The 17,804-nt window shown below is 42.5% G+C and carries 17 protein-coding genes; 12 read left to right on the top strand and 5 right to left on the bottom strand.

Features of this window, described 5'->3' with window-relative positions; translation table 11 throughout:
* The first annotated feature begins 11 nt into the window (after positions 1-11).
* The 5 genes from mmp11 to WOA13_RS02430 all read left to right on the top strand — a co-directional run bounded on the left by mmp11 (position 12) and on the right by WOA13_RS02430 (position 6,320).
* Complete coding sequence (gene mmp11 / locus WOA13_RS02450; RefSeq protein ID WP_342126410.1) at positions 12-920, top strand: methanogenesis marker protein 11; 909 nt, start codon at positions 12-14, stop codon at positions 918-920.
* Entirely contained in the window at positions 917-2,461 is a 1,545-nt protein-coding gene (locus WOA13_RS02445) for a thiamine pyrophosphate-dependent enzyme (RefSeq protein WP_342126409.1), read from the top strand. Before mmp11 ends, WOA13_RS02445 begins: the two co-directional genes overlap by 4 nt.
* A gap of 270 nt (positions 2,462-2,731) precedes the next feature.
* A complete protein-coding gene (gene kamA / locus WOA13_RS02440) occupies positions 2,732-4,039 on the top strand; it encodes a lysine 2,3-aminomutase (protein ID WP_342126408.1) in 1,308 nt (435 codons plus the stop codon).
* Positions 4,039-4,869: a putative beta-lysine N-acetyltransferase gene (gene ablB, locus WOA13_RS02435; RefSeq protein WP_342126407.1), complete on the top strand. Its 831-nt coding sequence runs from the start codon at positions 4,039-4,041 to the stop codon at positions 4,867-4,869. The genes kamA and ablB overlap by 1 nt, the downstream gene beginning before the upstream one ends.
* 461 nt (positions 4,870-5,330) lie before the next feature.
* On the top strand, positions 5,331-6,320 hold the full coding sequence (locus WOA13_RS02430; protein ID WP_342126406.1) for a DMT family transporter: 990 nt from the start codon (positions 5,331-5,333) through the stop codon (positions 6,318-6,320).
* Between the two features lie 215 nt (positions 6,321-6,535).
* On the opposite strand, the gene WOA13_RS02425 is transcribed toward WOA13_RS02430, so the two are convergent.
* From WOA13_RS02425 to WOA13_RS02410, 4 genes are all read right to left on the bottom strand, one after another.
* Complete coding sequence (locus tag WOA13_RS02425) at positions 6,536-7,411, bottom strand: glycine betaine ABC transporter substrate-binding protein (protein ID WP_342126405.1); 876 nt, start codon at positions 7,409-7,411, stop codon at positions 6,536-6,538.
* A 178-nt stretch (positions 7,412-7,589) separates the two neighbouring features.
* Positions 7,590-8,447: a glycine betaine ABC transporter substrate-binding protein gene (locus tag WOA13_RS02420; RefSeq protein WP_342126404.1), complete on the bottom strand. Its 858-nt coding sequence runs from the start codon at positions 8,445-8,447 to the stop codon at positions 7,590-7,592.
* A 105-nt stretch (positions 8,448-8,552) separates the two neighbouring features.
* Complete coding sequence (locus WOA13_RS02415; RefSeq protein WP_342126403.1) at positions 8,553-9,383, bottom strand: ABC transporter permease; 831 nt, start codon at positions 9,381-9,383, stop codon at positions 8,553-8,555.
* 3 nt (positions 9,384-9,386) lie between these two features.
* Positions 9,387-10,469, bottom strand: coding sequence for a quaternary amine ABC transporter ATP-binding protein (locus WOA13_RS02410; protein ID WP_342126884.1), 1,083 nt, complete (start codon positions 10,467-10,469; stop codon positions 9,387-9,389).
* A 518-nt stretch (positions 10,470-10,987) separates the two neighbouring features.
* Between WOA13_RS02410 and WOA13_RS02405 the strand changes: the two genes are divergently transcribed.
* The 6 genes from WOA13_RS02405 (at position 10,988) to WOA13_RS02380 (ending at position 16,434) form a co-directional block, all read left to right on the top strand.
* Positions 10,988-12,376: an amidase gene (locus WOA13_RS02405; protein ID WP_342126402.1), complete on the top strand. Its 1,389-nt coding sequence runs from the start codon at positions 10,988-10,990 to the stop codon at positions 12,374-12,376.
* 190 nt (positions 12,377-12,566) lie between these two features.
* Complete coding sequence (locus WOA13_RS02400) at positions 12,567-13,316, top strand: DUF4386 domain-containing protein (protein ID WP_342126401.1); 750 nt, start codon at positions 12,567-12,569, stop codon at positions 13,314-13,316.
* A gap of 33 nt (positions 13,317-13,349) precedes the next feature.
* Complete coding sequence (locus WOA13_RS02395; protein WP_342126400.1) at positions 13,350-14,336, top strand: NAD(P)-dependent alcohol dehydrogenase; 987 nt, start codon at positions 13,350-13,352, stop codon at positions 14,334-14,336.
* 82 nt (positions 14,337-14,418) lie between these two features.
* Complete coding sequence (locus WOA13_RS02390; RefSeq protein WP_342126399.1) at positions 14,419-14,994, top strand: hypothetical protein; 576 nt, start codon at positions 14,419-14,421, stop codon at positions 14,992-14,994.
* A complete protein-coding gene (locus tag WOA13_RS02385; RefSeq protein ID WP_342126398.1) occupies positions 14,991-15,674 on the top strand; it encodes a DUF4386 domain-containing protein in 684 nt (227 codons plus the stop codon). Before WOA13_RS02390 ends, WOA13_RS02385 begins: the two co-directional genes overlap by 4 nt.
* Positions 15,675-15,741: 67 nt before the next feature.
* Positions 15,742-16,434, top strand: coding sequence for an endonuclease V (locus WOA13_RS02380; RefSeq protein WP_342126397.1), 693 nt, complete (start codon positions 15,742-15,744; stop codon positions 16,432-16,434).
* Between the two features lie 67 nt (positions 16,435-16,501).
* Here the strand turns inward: WOA13_RS02380 and WOA13_RS02375 are convergent, their stop codons facing one another.
* Positions 16,502-16,984, bottom strand: a complete 483-nt coding sequence (locus WOA13_RS02375) for a GNAT family N-acetyltransferase (protein WP_342126396.1) — start codon at positions 16,982-16,984, stop codon at positions 16,502-16,504.
* Between the two features lie 220 nt (positions 16,985-17,204).
* Between WOA13_RS02375 and WOA13_RS02370 the strand changes: the two genes are divergently transcribed.
* Positions 17,205-17,735 (top strand): metallophosphoesterase, encoded by a 531-nt coding sequence (locus tag WOA13_RS02370; protein WP_342126395.1) that lies wholly within the window; start codon positions 17,205-17,207, stop codon positions 17,733-17,735.
* The last annotated feature ends 69 nt before the right edge of the window (positions 17,736-17,804 follow it).

The raw sequence follows: 17,804 nt of genomic DNA, 5'->3' as shown, positions 1-17,804 counted from the left end.
TATCAAAGCAGATGAAAGAAGTAGAACTTACAGACCCCTATACGATACCTTACAGGGGCATATATGTAGTCTGCGACGAGGAAAACAAGAACGCAGAGATCATTGAACATACCAATTGCTATAGCGGGGCTGCATGGTCACGTTTTCATTATGCAAGGTCGCCCCTGATACAGCAGGCAAGGGCTGTGGGTGACATGACCCGCTATCTTATGAGCACCGGGGCATGCGACCTTTCACTTCAGCCATCTGTGGCTGCTGCAGGAATTGAGTCCGTCGTGGTCGAAGGCGATGAGGTCTCCATCACCTATGCAGGCCTTGGTGGCGGTGGCGTGGGAGCTACCAAATGCAGGGCATTCGCACAGGGAGTATTGCGCTATGATGTGAGCGAATCCGGTGGCGGAAAAGCTGCCAAAGGAACTATAGTAGTTCCAAGGCGTGAGCGTGTCCTTATCGGGATCGATGATACCGACACAAAGGAAGAGGGTGCCACCTGGTCCATGACCCACAACATTGCAACTGCGCTCAACTGCAATGAATCCGTCTATCTTTCACATTCACTTGTACAGCTTTTCCCGGTATCTGCAAAGACGCAGAACTGTGTTTCCACTGTGCTGGAGTTCGGTTGTGTCAGCAAGGAAGCAAAGGAAGAGCTCCTTGAGAATCTTGAAGCTGCACTCCTCAAATACAGTGTGTCCGATGAGACCGGAATGGTCGTACTATCATCATTTGAAGCCTCCAAAATGGAGGAATACAGCACCATGTGTCGCAGTGGCGAGCTTACCAAGGATATCGCCATGGAACATGCACAGAAGAATGGTGTTGATGTCAGGCTCGGAGGTAACGGTGTGATCGGTGCTCTTGCATCACTTGCATGGTTCGCACGACCTGACGAATCAGTAGATCTGGAAGCAAAGTTATGAACATCACTGACAGGGAGATCGGGACTTCAGAGATCACAGGACTTGAAGCACTCTATTTTGGACTGATCGACAGCAAGGTGGAGATGGTCACAGGAGTTGCCGGCTTTCCTGTCACTGTCGTAATGAACTATTTTGAGAAGCACACCGGTCCTGAGATCACCACAATGTGGATGACCAATGAGAAGGTCGCTCTGGAAGCAGCACTCGGTGCTTCCGCTTCAGGCAAACGATCTCTTGTTCTCACAAAGCATGTGGGAATGAACGTCCTTTCCGACCCCCTTGTCACATCTGTTACTCATACCATCGGTGCCGGTGTGGTCATCGTAGCAGGAGATGATCCCGGTGTCCTGGCATCACAGAATGAGCAGGATTCCCGCTGGTACGGTGAGGTTGCCGAGGTCGCTGTCTTTGACCCTTCCAATCCGGATGCCACCTACAATTCCCTTGTAAGGGCTTTCGAGCTTTCCGAAAGTGCAAAGGTTCCTGTTATAGTCAGGATAACCGACCGTCTGGAGAAGGCCACAGGACCTGTAACAAGGTCATCCCCTATCGAGAAGACAGAGGTTACGTTTGACAGGTCCATCTGGAAACTTACAATGCGTGGCAAGCACCAGCATTTCCACTTACATGCACAGCCACTGTTCCTGGACGAAGCAGAGAACGACCCGCTGACCCGAACTGTCAAAGCCGAAGGATCAAGCAAAGTAGGAATTATCTCTTCCGGCTATCCATCTGCACTCGTGGATGAGATACTTGGTGAAACCCACCCCGATGTCTCACATCTTTCACTTAATGTTGTATCCCCGCTTCCTCTCAGGAAATTGAGGCAATTCATATCCGACCATGAAAAGGTCATTGTCATCGAAGAAAGTGAACCCTTCATCGAATCCCACATCAGTATCTGCGAGAACGTACTGGGAAAGATAACTGGTCATCTACCCTATGGTCGCATCGAAAAAGAGAACATCTCTTTTGCCATCGGGAATTGCGATAAGGAGAATGTGGCTGAATATACTGAGGTCGAAACTATAGAGAAAAGGGGAGCTCGCTCCTTATGTGATGATTGTCTTTTCCTGCCGGTCTACAGAATGCTTCACGATCTGGATATCCTGATAGCAGGCGACATGGGCTGCTCCATACGCAGTGCTCCAGAACCCCTTGAGGCCGTTGATGTCGGCTTTGCACTTGGTGCCGCTATTTCCACAGGTTCAGGTTTTGAAAAGAAGTCCGTTGCTGTCATAGGTGATTTTGGACTTGCACATTCAGGTATTGTTGGTCTGATAAATGCTGTACAGAACAATCGTGACGTGCTGGTGATGGTGTTGGACAACAGGACCGCGGCAATGACAGGCGGGCAATCCACACCTGACCTTACGGAAGCTGTCAAGGCTCTCTGCGATGATGTCACGATCCTTGATTTCAATGATCCGGAGCTTGCTGAGGGCAGGATAGGGGAGCTTGAAGAGCTTGTGAGGGATAAGCTTTCCGTGAAAGGTGTTTCTGTTATTTATGTCAGGGCTGAATGTGTCTTGTATGGGTGAAAAATAAAGGCTTGATAGATGTGTTTATTTTATTTTCTATAGTCTGATTTCAAGGCTTTGCATTATGGGGTAAAGTATATTAGTGGTCAACTTCAAGTTATAGCCTGTACAACCAATATAGAGTAGGTGTATTTTATTTTATAGGCTAAAGTCAATTGTAAATGACTAAAAGCATCTGTTATTTTGGGTCCAATATGCTTTTTTTATGCCAATTTTGGATTTCAAGTTACTAGGTGCTGCTTTAAGCCGAAACCTTAGCAGTGGTATTTGATGGAAAAATACAGTAAGCAACAAAAAGAAATAGCAACAATGATCGATTCTGATGACTTTCTGGACAAATGGAAAGATTGGAATTGGCAGTTAAAACATTCTATTAAGGATATTGAGACTTTCGAGAAACTTCTCGGGATCAGTTTTGAACCTTCTGAAAAAGCAAAGCTCGAGGAAACCCTTGAAAAATTCCCATTGTCTATCACCCCTTATTATCTATCGCTGATAGACTCTGATGATTTCAGGAATGACCCTATCTTTCTCCAGTCGTTCCCTTCACCTGAAGAATTAAGTGTATCAGATGAGGAACTTGAAGATCCTCTTTCAGAAGATACGGATAGCCCTATTGAGGGCATAACTCACAGATATCCTGACAGGGTACTTTTCCACATAAGCAATGTATGTTCGATGTATTGCCGCCATTGCACACGTAAACGAAAAGTAGGGGACATTGATTGTATCCCTGGAAAAGATAAGGTACTCGAAGGTATCGAATATATCAGGAACACTCCACAAATAAGGGACGTTTTATTGTCCGGCGGTGATCCTTTGATGCTATCTGATGATTACCTGGACTGGATCCTTACTGAGATCAGTAGCATTCCTCATGTGGAAGTGATCCGAATCGGCAGCAGGATGCCTGTTGTACTTCCATATCGTATAACAGATGAACTTGTTGAGGTCTTGAAAAAGCATCATCCTGTCTGGTTGAATACTCATTTCAACCATCCGCGAGAGGTTACTGCCTCTTCCAGACAGGCACTTCAAAAGCTTGCAGATGCAGGTGTACCTCTTGGAAACCAGACGGTACTTCTTGCAGGTGTGAATGATTGCCAGAGAATTATCAAGAAGCTGGTCCACAAGCTGGTCCAGAACCGTGTCCGTCCGTACTACCTGTATCAATGTGACCTTTCCGAAGGTCTTTCACATTTCAGGACCCCTATAGGCAAGGGAATAGAGATCATGGAGAACCTGATCGGCCATACAAGTGGTTTTGCAGTTCCTACCTATGTGATCGATGCTCCTCATGGAGGTGGAAAGATACCTGTCATGCCAAATTACATCATCTCATGGTCAACGAATCGCGTTATCCTTCGTAATTATGAAGGTGTTATTACCACCTACAAGGAACCAGAGTCATACAAACAGGTATATTGTGATCGCAAATGCGACGATTGTTGTCTTCAACTTAAACTTGACGATGCCACAGAATACAAGGGAATTGGTATTGCTAAGTTGCTTGCGGACCATGATGATACTACCAGTCTTGTTCCTGAAGATAATGCCAGGATGGAGAGACGGGCTTAATGGATTCAATTGAAAAAATAGGAAATTCCATTATCCAGCACGGTAGATATAACGACCGGATCTATCTCATGAAACTGGATCCGGCAGACATGCCTTCACTTCTGGATAAAATGGATTCACTTGCGGAAAAGGAAGGTTATTCCAAGATCTTCACAAAGGTTCCGGGGTCTTTCAAAGACCTCCTTTGTGCTCGCAACTATCTTTGTGAAGCATCTATCCCGCGATATTACGGGGGAGAGGATGCTGTCATCATGAGCAAGTTTCTTGATGAGAAGAGAAGCATTGACTCTCTGGATGAAATGCATGAGGAGGTTATCAAAAAATCTCTGTCAAAAGAAAAGTTTTTGAATCCAACTCTTCCATTCGGATATTCCATAAGGAAATGCGAGAAACAGGACATTGAAAATATGGCTGAGGTATATCAAGAAACATTTGATACATATCCTTTTCCTATACATGACCCTAATTATCTGTTAAAGACAATGGAAGACCATGTGGTATATTTCGGTGTTTTCAAGGATGAAAAAGTAGTTGCACTTTCTTCTGCTGAGATCGACTATGACCATTCAGCTGTAGAAATGACCGATTTTGCAACATTGCCTGAATTCCGTGGAAAGGGTCTTTCTTCACATTTGCTTATGAAAATGGCAGAAGAAATGAGGTCAATGGGCATAAGGACCGCATTTACCATTGCAAGAGCCAGCTCTTACGGAATGAACATTGTGTTTGCAAAATGCGGATATGAATATTGTGGAAGACTTGTGAACAATACCAACATTGGTGGAGATATTGAAAGCATGAATATCTGGTATCGAAAATTGAAAGCATGAATCCTTGTTTTCGATACTTTCATACCGAGTTATAGTTGCACTACTATTACTTTTTTTTAAAATCCTTATTTTGCACTTTGTCCGAATATTCATGATTCTGTCCGAAAAAACGTATTTTTGACCGAAAATTCGGGCGTTTGTCCGATAAATACCTTATTTTTTGGACAAAGCGCTTATTTTGTTTCCGTTCTCATTGTTAGAACCCTGCTACTTATAGTCGTTTTGTTGTTGCTATAATTATTTCAATATCTCAAAAATCACTATTAACTTTAGCCTGTAGCATGGCTAAACGCTTCAATCTTAATAAGATCATCAAAAAAATCCGAATTATATAAATTCTCCTTTATAATTTATTTTATTGTATATTAATGGGTTTAAGAACCTATAATCATTTTATGTATTCTTAATAGTTTTTAATTTCAATTATGTATATATACTAGGTTTGCTATTCAGGGCTTCTTATGATTAGAATGGATAGAAACTCAAATAAACCCTCTATATACATTATTACATCATGTATTATGTATGGATGCGTTGGTGTGCTATTAGAAGGTATAAATGGGATGGATACCGGTTCCATACTGTTTTATAGATTCTTCTTTGGATTAATAGGTATTATAATGTTTATTATAGCTACTAGAAGGTATAATGATCTATATTTATCTAAAAAAAAGCCTTCTATGGTCTTAAGAGGAATTTTAAACATTATATGCCTGTTTTCATATTTCCTATCCATGAAATACGCAGGGGTATCTATCGCAGTCATGTTACTCTATACATCACCTGTATATGTGACCCTGGCATCACCACTGCTGTTCAAGGAGAGGATAAGTACCCAGAGCATGATAGCTTTGCTATTCTCAGTAGTAGGAATACTAATGCTGATAGACCCAAGTAACATATCATCTGTTGGAGCTGCCGACAACTATCCACTGGGTATTTTCTTTGGAATAATAGCAGGGATCTCAAATGCATCTAGCAGCCTGATGATAGACAATCTCAAAGAAGACTACTCAGGATTGTCTCTGTTGTTCTGGTCAACTCTAATGGGTATGCTTATCCTTTCCCCATATGCGGTCAGGGTATCTGGTCAGGTATTACTTGAAAACATTTGGATGCTTTTGCAGATGGGACTCGTACTCTCGACTGTTGCAAGCCTCATATACCTAAATGGTGCAGTGAACATGAAAGCACAAACCACAAGTGTGCTTGCATTGCTGGAACCAGTAAGCAGTATCTTCTTTGGATACATGATTCTAAATGATCCTCTCTTTGGGAACACTATCAAGGGTTGTGGGCTTATACTGATCGGTGCTTTTATGATAAGTATGGGGGAGATGAACTTCTTTGGAAGTCGCATACAACCACGGTTAAAACTACGAAGGAACCTTTATGCTTCATCCTGGAGAGGCTTCCCGAGATTTCAGTTTGGGAACTTCAGGAAGTATTAAAACATTTTAAGATATAGCAGTCCACCAACGCTAATTGGTGGGCTCTGCCTATTTCTACCCTTTTTCCATTTTCAAATTGCATTAGAATGAAACTTATTTAAATCTTAATTAATGAATATGTAGAAATTCTAAATAATAAAATATGTGATCTTGTTATTGGATAGTTATGATCGATCACTTTTTCAGACAAAAAAAATAAAATGGGAGTTTTTGTCTTATTGTTCTCCCAACCACTCATTTACCTTTTCCGGATTGTTCTCGATCCATTTTGCAGCTGCTTCTTCCTGATCCATTCCCTGTTCAAGGTCTATCATAATGGATGCTATATCTGACATATCCATCTCATATCTTTCAAGAATCGCATATGCTTCTGGTTTGTCCTCTGAAAGACCATTTCTTGCCAGGAGAACAATATTGTCACCCTCGCCATAGACATTCTTCGGGTCTTCCAGGAATTTCAGGTCCATTCTTGCAAATGTCCAGTGTGGCTGCCAAAGGGTTACAACCATCCACTCTTCATTGTCGATGGAATCCTGCAGCTCAGTTGCCATTCCAACTGTACTGCTTGCACTTAATACATAATCAAGGTTGTATTCTTCAAGTGCAACTTCAGTGGTTGCCATTATTCCTGCACCTGGTTCAATTCCCTGTATAACTCCCTCGAACTTGTCACTATTTTCATTAAGTTCGTCTATGGAGTCAATAGTAACATAAGTTGGAACAACCAGTCCGATCTTTGCGCCAGTGCTTATGTTATTAACATAATCAAGGTCACCTTCATATCTTTCCCAGTAAGTTCCCTGAGTTGTCGGCAACCATGCACCTGCAAAGACATCGATGTCTCCCTGTGCAACTCCCTGGAAAATAGCACCAAGATCGGCGTTTACGGTCTCAACATCATATCCCTCTGATTCAAGTACTTGCTTTATTACGAAGGTATTTGCCCTTGTATCATCCCATGGAGGATATCCAAGGACGATAGATTCTGTTTCTTCTACTGTATTTTCGTTACTTTCGGATGCACATCCGGCTCCGATAATAGCCAGTGCAAGCATGAAACATGCTAACACGTATATTGATTTATTTTTCAACTTTTTTCCTCCTGATTATTTAGATACAGGGATTTTATGCAAATATTGAAGATAGGGAAGGAAACCCTGTTTGATCCGACCCAAACATAAATTTGAAGAAGGACAGAGAACACAGATCCTTTTCAGGTATTGTAGCTAAAATATGTATATTAGCTAAAATGAAAAGTGGGGTGAGTAATTACTCACCAAGCCACTCGTTTACCTTTTCTGGATTGTTCTCGATCCACTTTGCGGCAGCCTCTTCAGGAGACATACCGTTCTCCATGTCAAGCATTACAGACTGAATGTCCTCATGTGACCACTGGAATCTTGTGAGCAAATCATACACTTCAGGCATGTCTTCTTCAAGACCCATACGTGCAAGGGTGTCCACATTATCTGCCTGGCCAAATATACCTTCAGGATCATCGAGATATTTGAGATCCCAGCGACCGAATGCCCAGTGTGGTGACCAGAGTGTAACTATAATAGGCTCCTCATCAGCGATAGCCCTGCTAAGTTCAGCAGTCATTCCGGCTGTACTGCTTGAGATAAGTGTATAATCAAGCTCGTATGCTTCAATTGCATTTTCGGTGTTCTGCATGATACCTGCACCAGGATCGATGCCGATTATCTCTGAATCAAATGCTTCCTTGTTGGCATTGAGCTCATCGATGGAATTAACTTCAACGTATGTAGGTACTGCAAGTCCAAGCTGGCATCCTTCAAGGTTGTGTCTTACGTTGACAACCTGGTCACCATACTGGTTCCAGTAGTTCTCCTGTGTGATAGGTAACCATGCAGATGTTGTGAAATCGAAGTCTCCCTGTGAAAGACCCTGGTAAAGTGCTCCTGCATCAACTGCAATGATCTCAACATCATAGCCTTTCATCTCAAGTACCTGCTGGATCACATTTGTACTTGCGATCTCTCCGTCCCAGAGGACATATCCAACGGTTACTTCCTGTTTTTCAGAAGCAGCTCCATCTTCATTTGCATCACCCTGCTCTGCACAACCTGCAGCAAAAAGGGTCACCATCAATACTAAAATCAACATTAATGATTTCGTTTTCCTGTTCAAAATATCACAAACTTATAGTATTCTCCAATTCATTTTTGTATAGAAATCATACGGCCTTTGCCGTTATGAAAAATAAGCATCTTACTTAGGCGTAAGATGCTGTGTGAACCTGTCAAGTATGATCGCAATGATCACGATACCAAGTCCTGCTTCGAATCCCTGGCCGATATCGACCCTCTGGATACCAATGAGAACCTGGTAACCCAGTCCCCTTGCACCGATCATGGCAGCAATTACCACCATTGAAAGTGAGAGCATGATACATTGGTTGACACCTGCCATTATGCTTGGCAATGCGGTTGGAAGTTCCACCTTGACAAGTTTCTGCCATGGGGTAGAACCGAATGCATCGGCCACTTCTGTAAGCTCTTTGGGAACCTGCCTGATGCCAAGGTTCGTAAGCCTGATAGCAGGAGGCATTGCGAAAACAATGGTCGCAACAAGTCCCGGGACATTTCCAAGTCCGAAGAAAATGACTGCAGGAATAAGGTACACAAATGAAGGCATTGTCTGCATCAGGTCAAGTATTGGCTTGAGCACATGGAATATCATCTCGTTCTTTGCTGAAAGAATTCCCAGGGGAATTGCAATAAGCAATGCAAGGAATGCTGATGAGAGGACAAGTGCGATCGTCTCCATCGATAATTCCCAAAGTCCCAGGTTCTCCAGCAATAGCAGTCCAACAGCACTTCCAATTGCAAGTCTTTTATCTTTATTCCCAATGAAATATGCACCAACTGCGATGATCAGTGTGAACAGTATCGGCGGGAACATGAGCAGGCCATCATTAAGGCCTGAGATCATGTAATCGGTCACATCACTGAAAACATCAAGTAAGAATCCGAAATTAGCTTCGATCCAGGTAACAAGAACTTCTACGCCCTCGCCAACCGGAATTCTGGTCAATTCCATTGATCACACCTCCTCGATGGCAAGTGCACCAAGCACACTTCCCCTTACGATTATCCCTGTCAGTTTTCCATCATCCCTTGTAACTGCAAGGGGTGAACTGTTCTCAATTATCGGGATAAGCTCATTCAAAGGTGTATCGGGATGAATGGCAGTGACATCATCTGACATGATGTCCCTCAGTGTCTTTCCTTCTTTGGAAGCACTTACTGCATCATCTACTGTAATGATGCCCTCTACGTGCTTCTCCCTGTTTACGACAAAGATAGAAGAGATTCCATGTTCTCTCATCAACTGTAAGGCCACTTTCGGACCGGAGTTGATCGATACCACAGGTTCGGCACGCTTCATCACCGCTTCTGCTGTGAAGATCTTTGTTCTGTCAACACCTGCAACGAACTTTGAGACATAATCATCCGCAGGTTCGGTAAGGATCTCTTCAGCAGTACCTATCTGTGCGATCTTCCCGTCATTCATTATCATGATCCGATCGCCCAGTTTCAGCGCCTCATCGAGGTCATGGGAGACAAAAACGATGGTTTTCTGCATCTTGTCCTCAAGTGCAAGCAGCTCATCCTGCATCTCGCTTCTTATGAGGGGGTCAAGAGCACTGAAAGCTTCATCCATTAGAAGGATGTCAGGATCAGTTGCAAGTGCTCTTGCAAGTCCGACCCTTTGCTGCATACCTCCGCTGAGCTGGGAGGTCTTGCTTTCTTCATATCCTTTAAGGCCAACTGTCTCGATTGCTTCTACCGCTTTAGGATACCTCTCATCTTTTGACACTCCCTGTATCTCCAGGCCGTAAGCAACGTTGTCAAGAACGGTTCTGTGGGGAATAAGTGCAAAATTCTGGAAGACCATTCCCATCTTTTTCCTGCGCATTTCCCGCAGTTCTTCAGAGGTTGCAGTGGCCACATCGTCACCATCAAGGAGGACATGTCCATCGGTTGGTTCAATCAGGCGGTTAATACAGCGCAAAAGAGTGGATTTTCCGGAGCCGGAGAGGCCCATTATTACAAAAATTTCGCCTTCGTAGATATCGAAATTAACGTTGTAGAGTCCAACGTTCTGACCGGTCTTTTCAAAAATTTCACTTTTTGAGGAACCATTTTCGATGAGAGAAAGAGCTTTTTTGGGACGCTTCCCAAAAATCTTAGTTAAATTTCGTACTTCAATTTTTTTTTTTGGCTTTAAGATACTAAAATCTCCAGTTTACATTGAATGCCCTTTCAATGTTGAGTAATAGTGTATAAGGTTGCAATCCCTTAGTGTCCCTTAATTGAAACGATATTACTTATATAATTTATGGATTTCTGGAAATTTTTAAAGATATTGTGACTGATCATTTTGTAATAATCTAATGATATCAAAAAATGCAATAGTTTTGTAATAACAAAGATCAATAAATTTGAGATATCTATTGTGATCATTTTTGATATGCAGTCTCATGATCATATGGATTTTTTTATTCCGGGATCGAAGATCAAAAGGTTTTATTCTGGGATCTCCACCTACAATTAAACTAAAACATAACATCATCTATGAAAGCAAGATAAGCGAAGATTTTATATTTATATATTAATAATTTTACAATGGGGGTAAAGTTATTGGATAATATCATATATTCATCTGCTAAATCACTGGCACAGGCTATTCGTTCAAAAGAGATCAGTTCTGAAGAAGTTGTTGAAGCGTACTTAGAGCGGATCGAAGAAGTAAATCCTGACTTGAACGCGATCGTACAGCTTCAGGCCAATGAGGCCCGGGAACAGGCTCGAAAAGCCGATGCTGCTCTTGCACGGGGAGACATTAAAGGGCCGCTTCACGGTGTACCATTTACGGTCAAAGATAATGCAGAGGTAAAAGGAATTACTTGCACATCAGGAACTAAAGGGCGTTCATCCTTTATTCCGGCTCAGGACGCTACCATTGTAACCCGAATGAAGGAGGCAGGTGGCATCTTATTGGGAAAGACAAATCTTCCGGAACTTGCTCTTGGATTTGAGAGCGATAATCTAGTCTATGGACGTACATCGAACCCTTACGATCTTTCGCTTACATCCGGGGGTAGCAGTGGAGGAGAAGCAGCCATTATTGCTGCGGGCGGATCTCCATTAGGTCTGGGTAATGATGCAGGGGGAAGCATTCGTTTACCATCCCATTTCTGTGGCATAGCCGGAATCAAGCCAACTGCAGGACGAGTGCCATTAACAGGTCACTTTCAGCCTCCATTCGGACACATAACTCCATTATGGCAGGCCGGACCAATGGCAAGGTTCGTAGAAGATCTGATCTTAACACTCCCGATCATTGCAGGGGTTGACTGGCACGATCCTGCGATTGTCCCTATGCCTCTGGATGATCCTGATAAAGTTGAGATTGATAAACTGCGTGCCGCGGTTTACACAGATAATGGTATCATACCGCCTACGCCGGAAATATCTAAGGTCGTAATGAATACAGCAGAGGTGCTTTCAGATGCGGGTATGGAAGTGACAGAAGACATACCTGAAGGTATTGAACAGTCCTTTTGGCTCGAGAATGCTATGTTTGAAGCAGATGCAGGGTATTGTATTGAAAAGCCCTTAGAGATTGCAGGGACAACTGAAATCCATCCCTTTACAAAAGGCATTTTAGAAGAGTGCCACTCTAAAGCCGGATCATCTGCTGATTTTAGTGAATTGTTGATCCAGCTGGACAGGTTCCGCAGTAAAATGCTCTCTTTCATGGAGAACTATGATGTGATGATCTGTCCTGTGTGTGCATCTCCTGCTATGCCTCATGGAACCACGTTCGAAAATTTCTCTGCATTTAGCTATACTATGACCTATAACCTGACCGGGTGGCCCGGTGCAGTTGTTCGTGCCGGTACTTCACCGGAAGGATTGCCCATTGGCGTACAGGTGGTAGCTCGTCCGTGGAGAGAAGACGTTGCTCTGGCTGTGGCTCAGTACATTGAGAAGGCCATGGGTGGCTGGCAGCCTCCGCAGCTCTGAGGAAGTATTCATATTTGTTTCTGCATGGCAAATTGGATTATTTACAACGCTAAAAAAAGTGTGCGAGCTGTGGAGAATTATAAAATTCAATTGTTCCCGGGAGGAGAACGCCAGATCTCAACAAAGGTGCACGCATCCAAAAATATTAAATAGTTACCTCTCCCACTTTATAAAGTGGGAGTGGTGTTAGATGGAAGAAATCGATGAAAATATGAACTCCTACAGAAAGACCGCAATAATTGTGGGAATATTGTTCATATTTGCAATCGTCATGCTTTTTGTTGGAGAGGCTCTTTACAAGCCAATTCTGGATTCTCCGGATTATCTGGACAATGCTTATCCGAACAAAGTAGTTGTGATAACTGGAATTCTTATAGAGTTTACAGGTGTTCCTGCAGTAGTTCTTTTATCATTGTTCCTGTTTCCAGTCTTAAAAAAGTACAATGAAGTCCTGGCACTGGGATATGTCGTTTTCAGATTGTTTGAGGCTGCGCTCTTAAGTGTTGCTTATATCAGTAAGCTGCTACTGGTCAATCTAAGTCAGGACTATTTGAGCAAAGGAGGTGTTGATGCTTCATATTTCCAGTATATAGGAAGCTCGATACAGTCAGTAGATCAGTGGGCTGGCACACAGGGACTGATCTACCATATCGCTTTTGCTTTAGGATCCCTGATGCTTTATTATGTATTATATAGATCAAAGCTCGTTCCACGATTCATATCGGCTTGGGGCTTCATTGCTGCTATAGCTTTGTTGACCGGTTCTGTGCTGATCAATATTGATATGTTTTCCGGAATTTCAGAGGTGGGATTGGAGCTCATCTTTGCCCTTCCTATCGCTGTGGCCGAGATTATGCTCTCGATATGGCTTATAGTGAAAGGTTTCGATCCATCTGCGATCGCTTCCACGTCTGCCAGAACAGATACAGATGAAGTTTGAAGAAGCACATCTATAATATGGAAAGATACACAAATGAAAGCGATTATAGCCACAAAATATGGGCCAGCGGATGTTCTTGAATTAAAAGAAGTAGCTAAACCAATACTAAAGGACAATGAAGTTCTCATAAAAATTCATGCGGCAGCAGTAACAATATCAGACATAATGATGCTAAAGGGTACTCCTTATATTACAAGATTTTTCACTGGTCTTATAAGGCCAAGAAGGGCTATACAAGGCTCTGAGTTTGCCGGAGAAATCGAAGCAGTGGGTAAAAATGTAAAGCGATTTAAAAAAGGCGACAAGGTATTTGGAACGAACGGTGCCGATTGTGGTTGTTATGCCGAGTTTGTATGTATTCCTGAAGAGGATTTTCTGGATATAATGCCAGACAACATGTCCTATAAGGAAGCTGCTCCCGTCTGTGGGGCATTAGCAGCATGGAATTTTCTTAAAGATAAGGCAAATATTCAGAGCGGACAGAAAGTCCTTATCAATGGCGCTTCTGGAAGTATGGGTACAGCTGCGATACAGATCGCCAGGTACTTTGGAGCAGAAGTTACCGGGGTATGCAGTACCACGAATTTAGAACTGGTGAAATCTCTGGGAGCAGATAAGGTAATTGATAACACCAAAGAGGATTTTACCAAAAGTGGTGAGACATATAACATTATCTTTGACGTGGAGAGCAAGACTTCATTTTCACGTTGTAAAGGTTCGCTAACGCAAAAAGGCATATATCTTAGAACATTTCCCGGGATAGCGATCCTTCTTCAAATGTTATGGACTTCAAAGATAGGCAGTAAAAAAGCCAAGTTTTCAGCCACAGGTCTTCTGCCAGTTCCAAAGCGTCTTACCTTCCTCAAAGAGCTTAAAGAGCTTATTGAGGCCGGGAAGCTAAAATCGGTCATTGATAGAAGCTATCTGCCGGAACAAATTGTCGAGGCTTACAGGTATGTAGAAACAGAGGGAGAAGTAGGAAATGTAGTCATAACTTTGGGGGATAATATCAAAAACTGACAACTTCTTCTCAGGATAAGATTCACATCAAGTTCAAAGTGCTTAAATAGATTTTAGTCTTAAATAAAAATGGGGTGTGAACATGAAATTAGGCTTAACTCTATTCTTGGTCGGTGTGATCCTTGCAGTGGCAATTGGAGGGATTGCAAGTCACAGTGTAACTTCTACTTTTAAGGAAGCTTCTTCAATGGAAGAAGTAAATGAGACCATATGGAAAGTTCCGGGGTTTTGGTTCTTATTGTGGGCATATGGTGTTCCATTTGCAGCTATTTTAGCAGGAACTGGTATAATCCTTTATGGCAATGGAGATAAAAGTGTTCTTTTTGGAGGCGGAACTCTTCTTGTTGTTGCTTTTATTAGCATTATTAACATGCCACTTCCACATATTCCTGTTCTGTTCGGTATCGGTGGGAATTTGATACTGCTGTTCTTTTTTGGGATATTGTGGCTCTATTCCAGTAAACTTAAAGAAAAGAGCTCTTATTTTAAATTGACAGGATATACTTTTCTGCTTACCGGAATGTGGTTCTCATGCGAGAAGATGGCCAGACCATATTTGACTGCAGCCGAGGGGTTGGGGGAAAGCCCGGCAAATATAATGATCTTTTTTGTTCTGGCCTTTCTGTTCTTCTTCCTTGGTGAGAGGGATAATAAATGAGCGAAAACAGAAAGACCGCAAGAATTGTAGGATTATTGTTTATAACTGCAACAGTTGCCTACTCACTTAGTGTTATTTTATTGGACCCTATTCTGGGGGCTTCCGATTATCTTACCAGTGTTTCTGAAAATGAAAACCAGATGGTGATAGGATCGTTCCTTGTTTTGATCGATGCCGTTGCAGTTGCTGGTATTGGAATCATGATATATCCAATCCTAAAAAAGCAGAATGAAGCTTTAGCTCTTGGTTACGCTGGTGCCAGGATCGCGGAGGGCGTGCTTTTTACTATTAATGTGATCGCTATACTAACACTATTGGCATTAGGTCAGGAATTTTTAAAAGCAGGAACTCCGGTTGCTTCCTATTATCAAACCTTTGGCACGATATTACTGGCAGCAGGTGATCTGGCCTTTTTGTTTGGGTTTGCAGTTGCTTTTACCATATCTGCCCTGATCCTGAACTATTTATTGTATCGATCAAGGCTCGTTCCCAGATGGTTATCAGGCTGGGGCTTTATTGGAGTTGCATTGCTGTGGGTATATTATCTTTTGGAGCCTTTCAATATCGATCTACTTGGTATTCTATTTATTCCAATTGCCGTGCAGGAAATGGTTTTTGCATTATGGCTTGTCGTCAAAGGATTTGATTCATCTGCGATTGCTTCTGCATCTGCAAAATGAATGTAAACGCGACATAATTAGCATCTTGGAAAAAGGTAGTCCAGAAAGGAAAGAGGGGTATTGAAGAATGGATGAATGGCTGGAACCAAATTCACACTCTCCTGAATTCCTTAGGACTATACAGTCCAGAATAGCAGCTTCTGTGAGCACGGAGGACGAATTCGGTGAACTGGAAACAATAGCAGGATCAGATTGTGCTTTCCTTGGAGATCGTATCATCTGTGGAGTGGTCCTTCTTGAGTATGACACGATGGATGTCATTGAAAAGACACATGTGGTCCAAAGGATCAACTTTCCTTACATACCAACATACCTCACATTCAGAGAGGGAAAACCGATTGTTGATGCTCTTTCAGAACTCGGGAAAAAACCCGATCTCCTTATGGTCGATGGTTGCGGGATCAACCACCCGAGAAAAGCTGGCCTTGCTACCCACATAGGCGTCGTAATGGACATGCCTACCATAGGGATTGCGAAGAACATCCTTTGTGGTGAGGCTGACAGGCCGGATGTAGGAGAAGCAAAACCGCTGTTATATCATGGTGATCAGATAGGATGGCTCCTGAAAACGAACAAACGGAGTAATCCCATTGTGGTTGCACCAGGTCACCGGATATCCGTGGACACCTGTCTTGAGGTTACCAGAAAATGCCTGAGGGGTTACAAACTGCCGGAACCTACAAGGCTGGCTCACATGTATGTCAATGAGATCAAAAGGGATATGTTAGAGGATGGTCATGAAGTATTGGCAGAGTTGTAATTTTATAAGATCATTTGAGTTACAGCAAAGATCTGAAGTCCATTATTTTTGTTAAGATCTAAGTGGATCATGATGCGTTGATTCTTTTTTTCATATAAACACGGGTGTCATCATGTCCAATCTCTGACCATCCCAAATGGAGATAAAAAGAAATATTCTCTTTCAATAATACATGAGTTGCTAAACGCATTTCCAAATATCCTTTACGTTTAGCTTTAGACTCAGCGAATTCCATTAACTCACGCCCCAGACCAGTTCCCTGGAAATCAGGGTGTACTGCTATATTTGCTATTGTGGTATAATCTTCCTCGAACATTAATATTAGACCACCGACTATCTCTTTGTCAGATTCTGCGACCCAGACCGGGAAATAGGTTATTTCTTCTTTGTAATCAATATCCATGGGTGGCAAGCGTTCTCCTTTGAGCCTCTCCAGATACTTTGAATATGCCAGGTCCATACAAAGCTTGAGATCTTCTGCATCATCAACAACAGCTTTCCGTATTTTCCAGTTTTTTTGCTTCATATTCTTGCCTTTAATTTCAGTCATGGATACCAATTAACAATTTTAAGTTTCAGGTATATAGTATCATCACAAGGTCATTCAAAATAAAATATTCTAATTGTTTTGTTACTATGATTTTAATTTATTCTGTTCAATAACTTGAGATCGTGAATTCCTCGATAATCTCCTTATTGTATGATCAATTTCTGGGGAAATCGGTATATTCCAGCAACACAACATTTTAACAAGCAAAGGGGAGAGGAACATGAAAATAATAATTTTATCTGATACTCACATCAAAGCCGGAATGTCACTGATCGAGAAATTGCCGGATGACCTTGTAACGATTATGAGGAACAGTGACATTCTGATCCACGCCGGTGATTTTGAGACAATGGAATGCTACAATGAACTTGCAAGTCTGGGAAACCTTGTGGCGGTCCGTGGGGATACCGATGTACCCGAAATAATGGAACTACTGCCTGAAAGGAAGGTCATTGAGGTTGAAGGTTTAAAGGTAGGTGTTATCCATAGGGGACAGCTGACATCTGATAACCCGGATGGCCTGCGATATCTGGCAAAAGAGATGGGTGTGGACGTTCTGATCTTCGGGCATTTCCATCATCCGATCATCGAGGATTATGAGGTCCTTCTGCTATCCCCCGGCAGTCCAACTGTACCCGGTGTTGCTGAACCCAGTGCTATAGAACTCGAAATCGTTGAGGGCAAGGTAACTGGGAGGGTAATTAGGTGTGATGAGGATGTGTGCCGCTATTTTGAGTATGAGAAGAAATGATATGATATGAAACTATATGAAGTAAAATAAAAAAGATGTCGATAAGGTTTAAGAGAACCTTATCAGTCT

The sequence above is a fragment of the Methanococcoides sp. LMO-2 genome, assembly GCF_038432375.1.
Lineage (GTDB): Archaea > Halobacteriota > Methanosarcinia > Methanosarcinales > Methanosarcinaceae > Methanococcoides > Methanococcoides cohabitans.
Note: the sequence above shows the minus strand (reverse complement) of the source record. Positions and strands in the feature narration are given on the sequence as shown.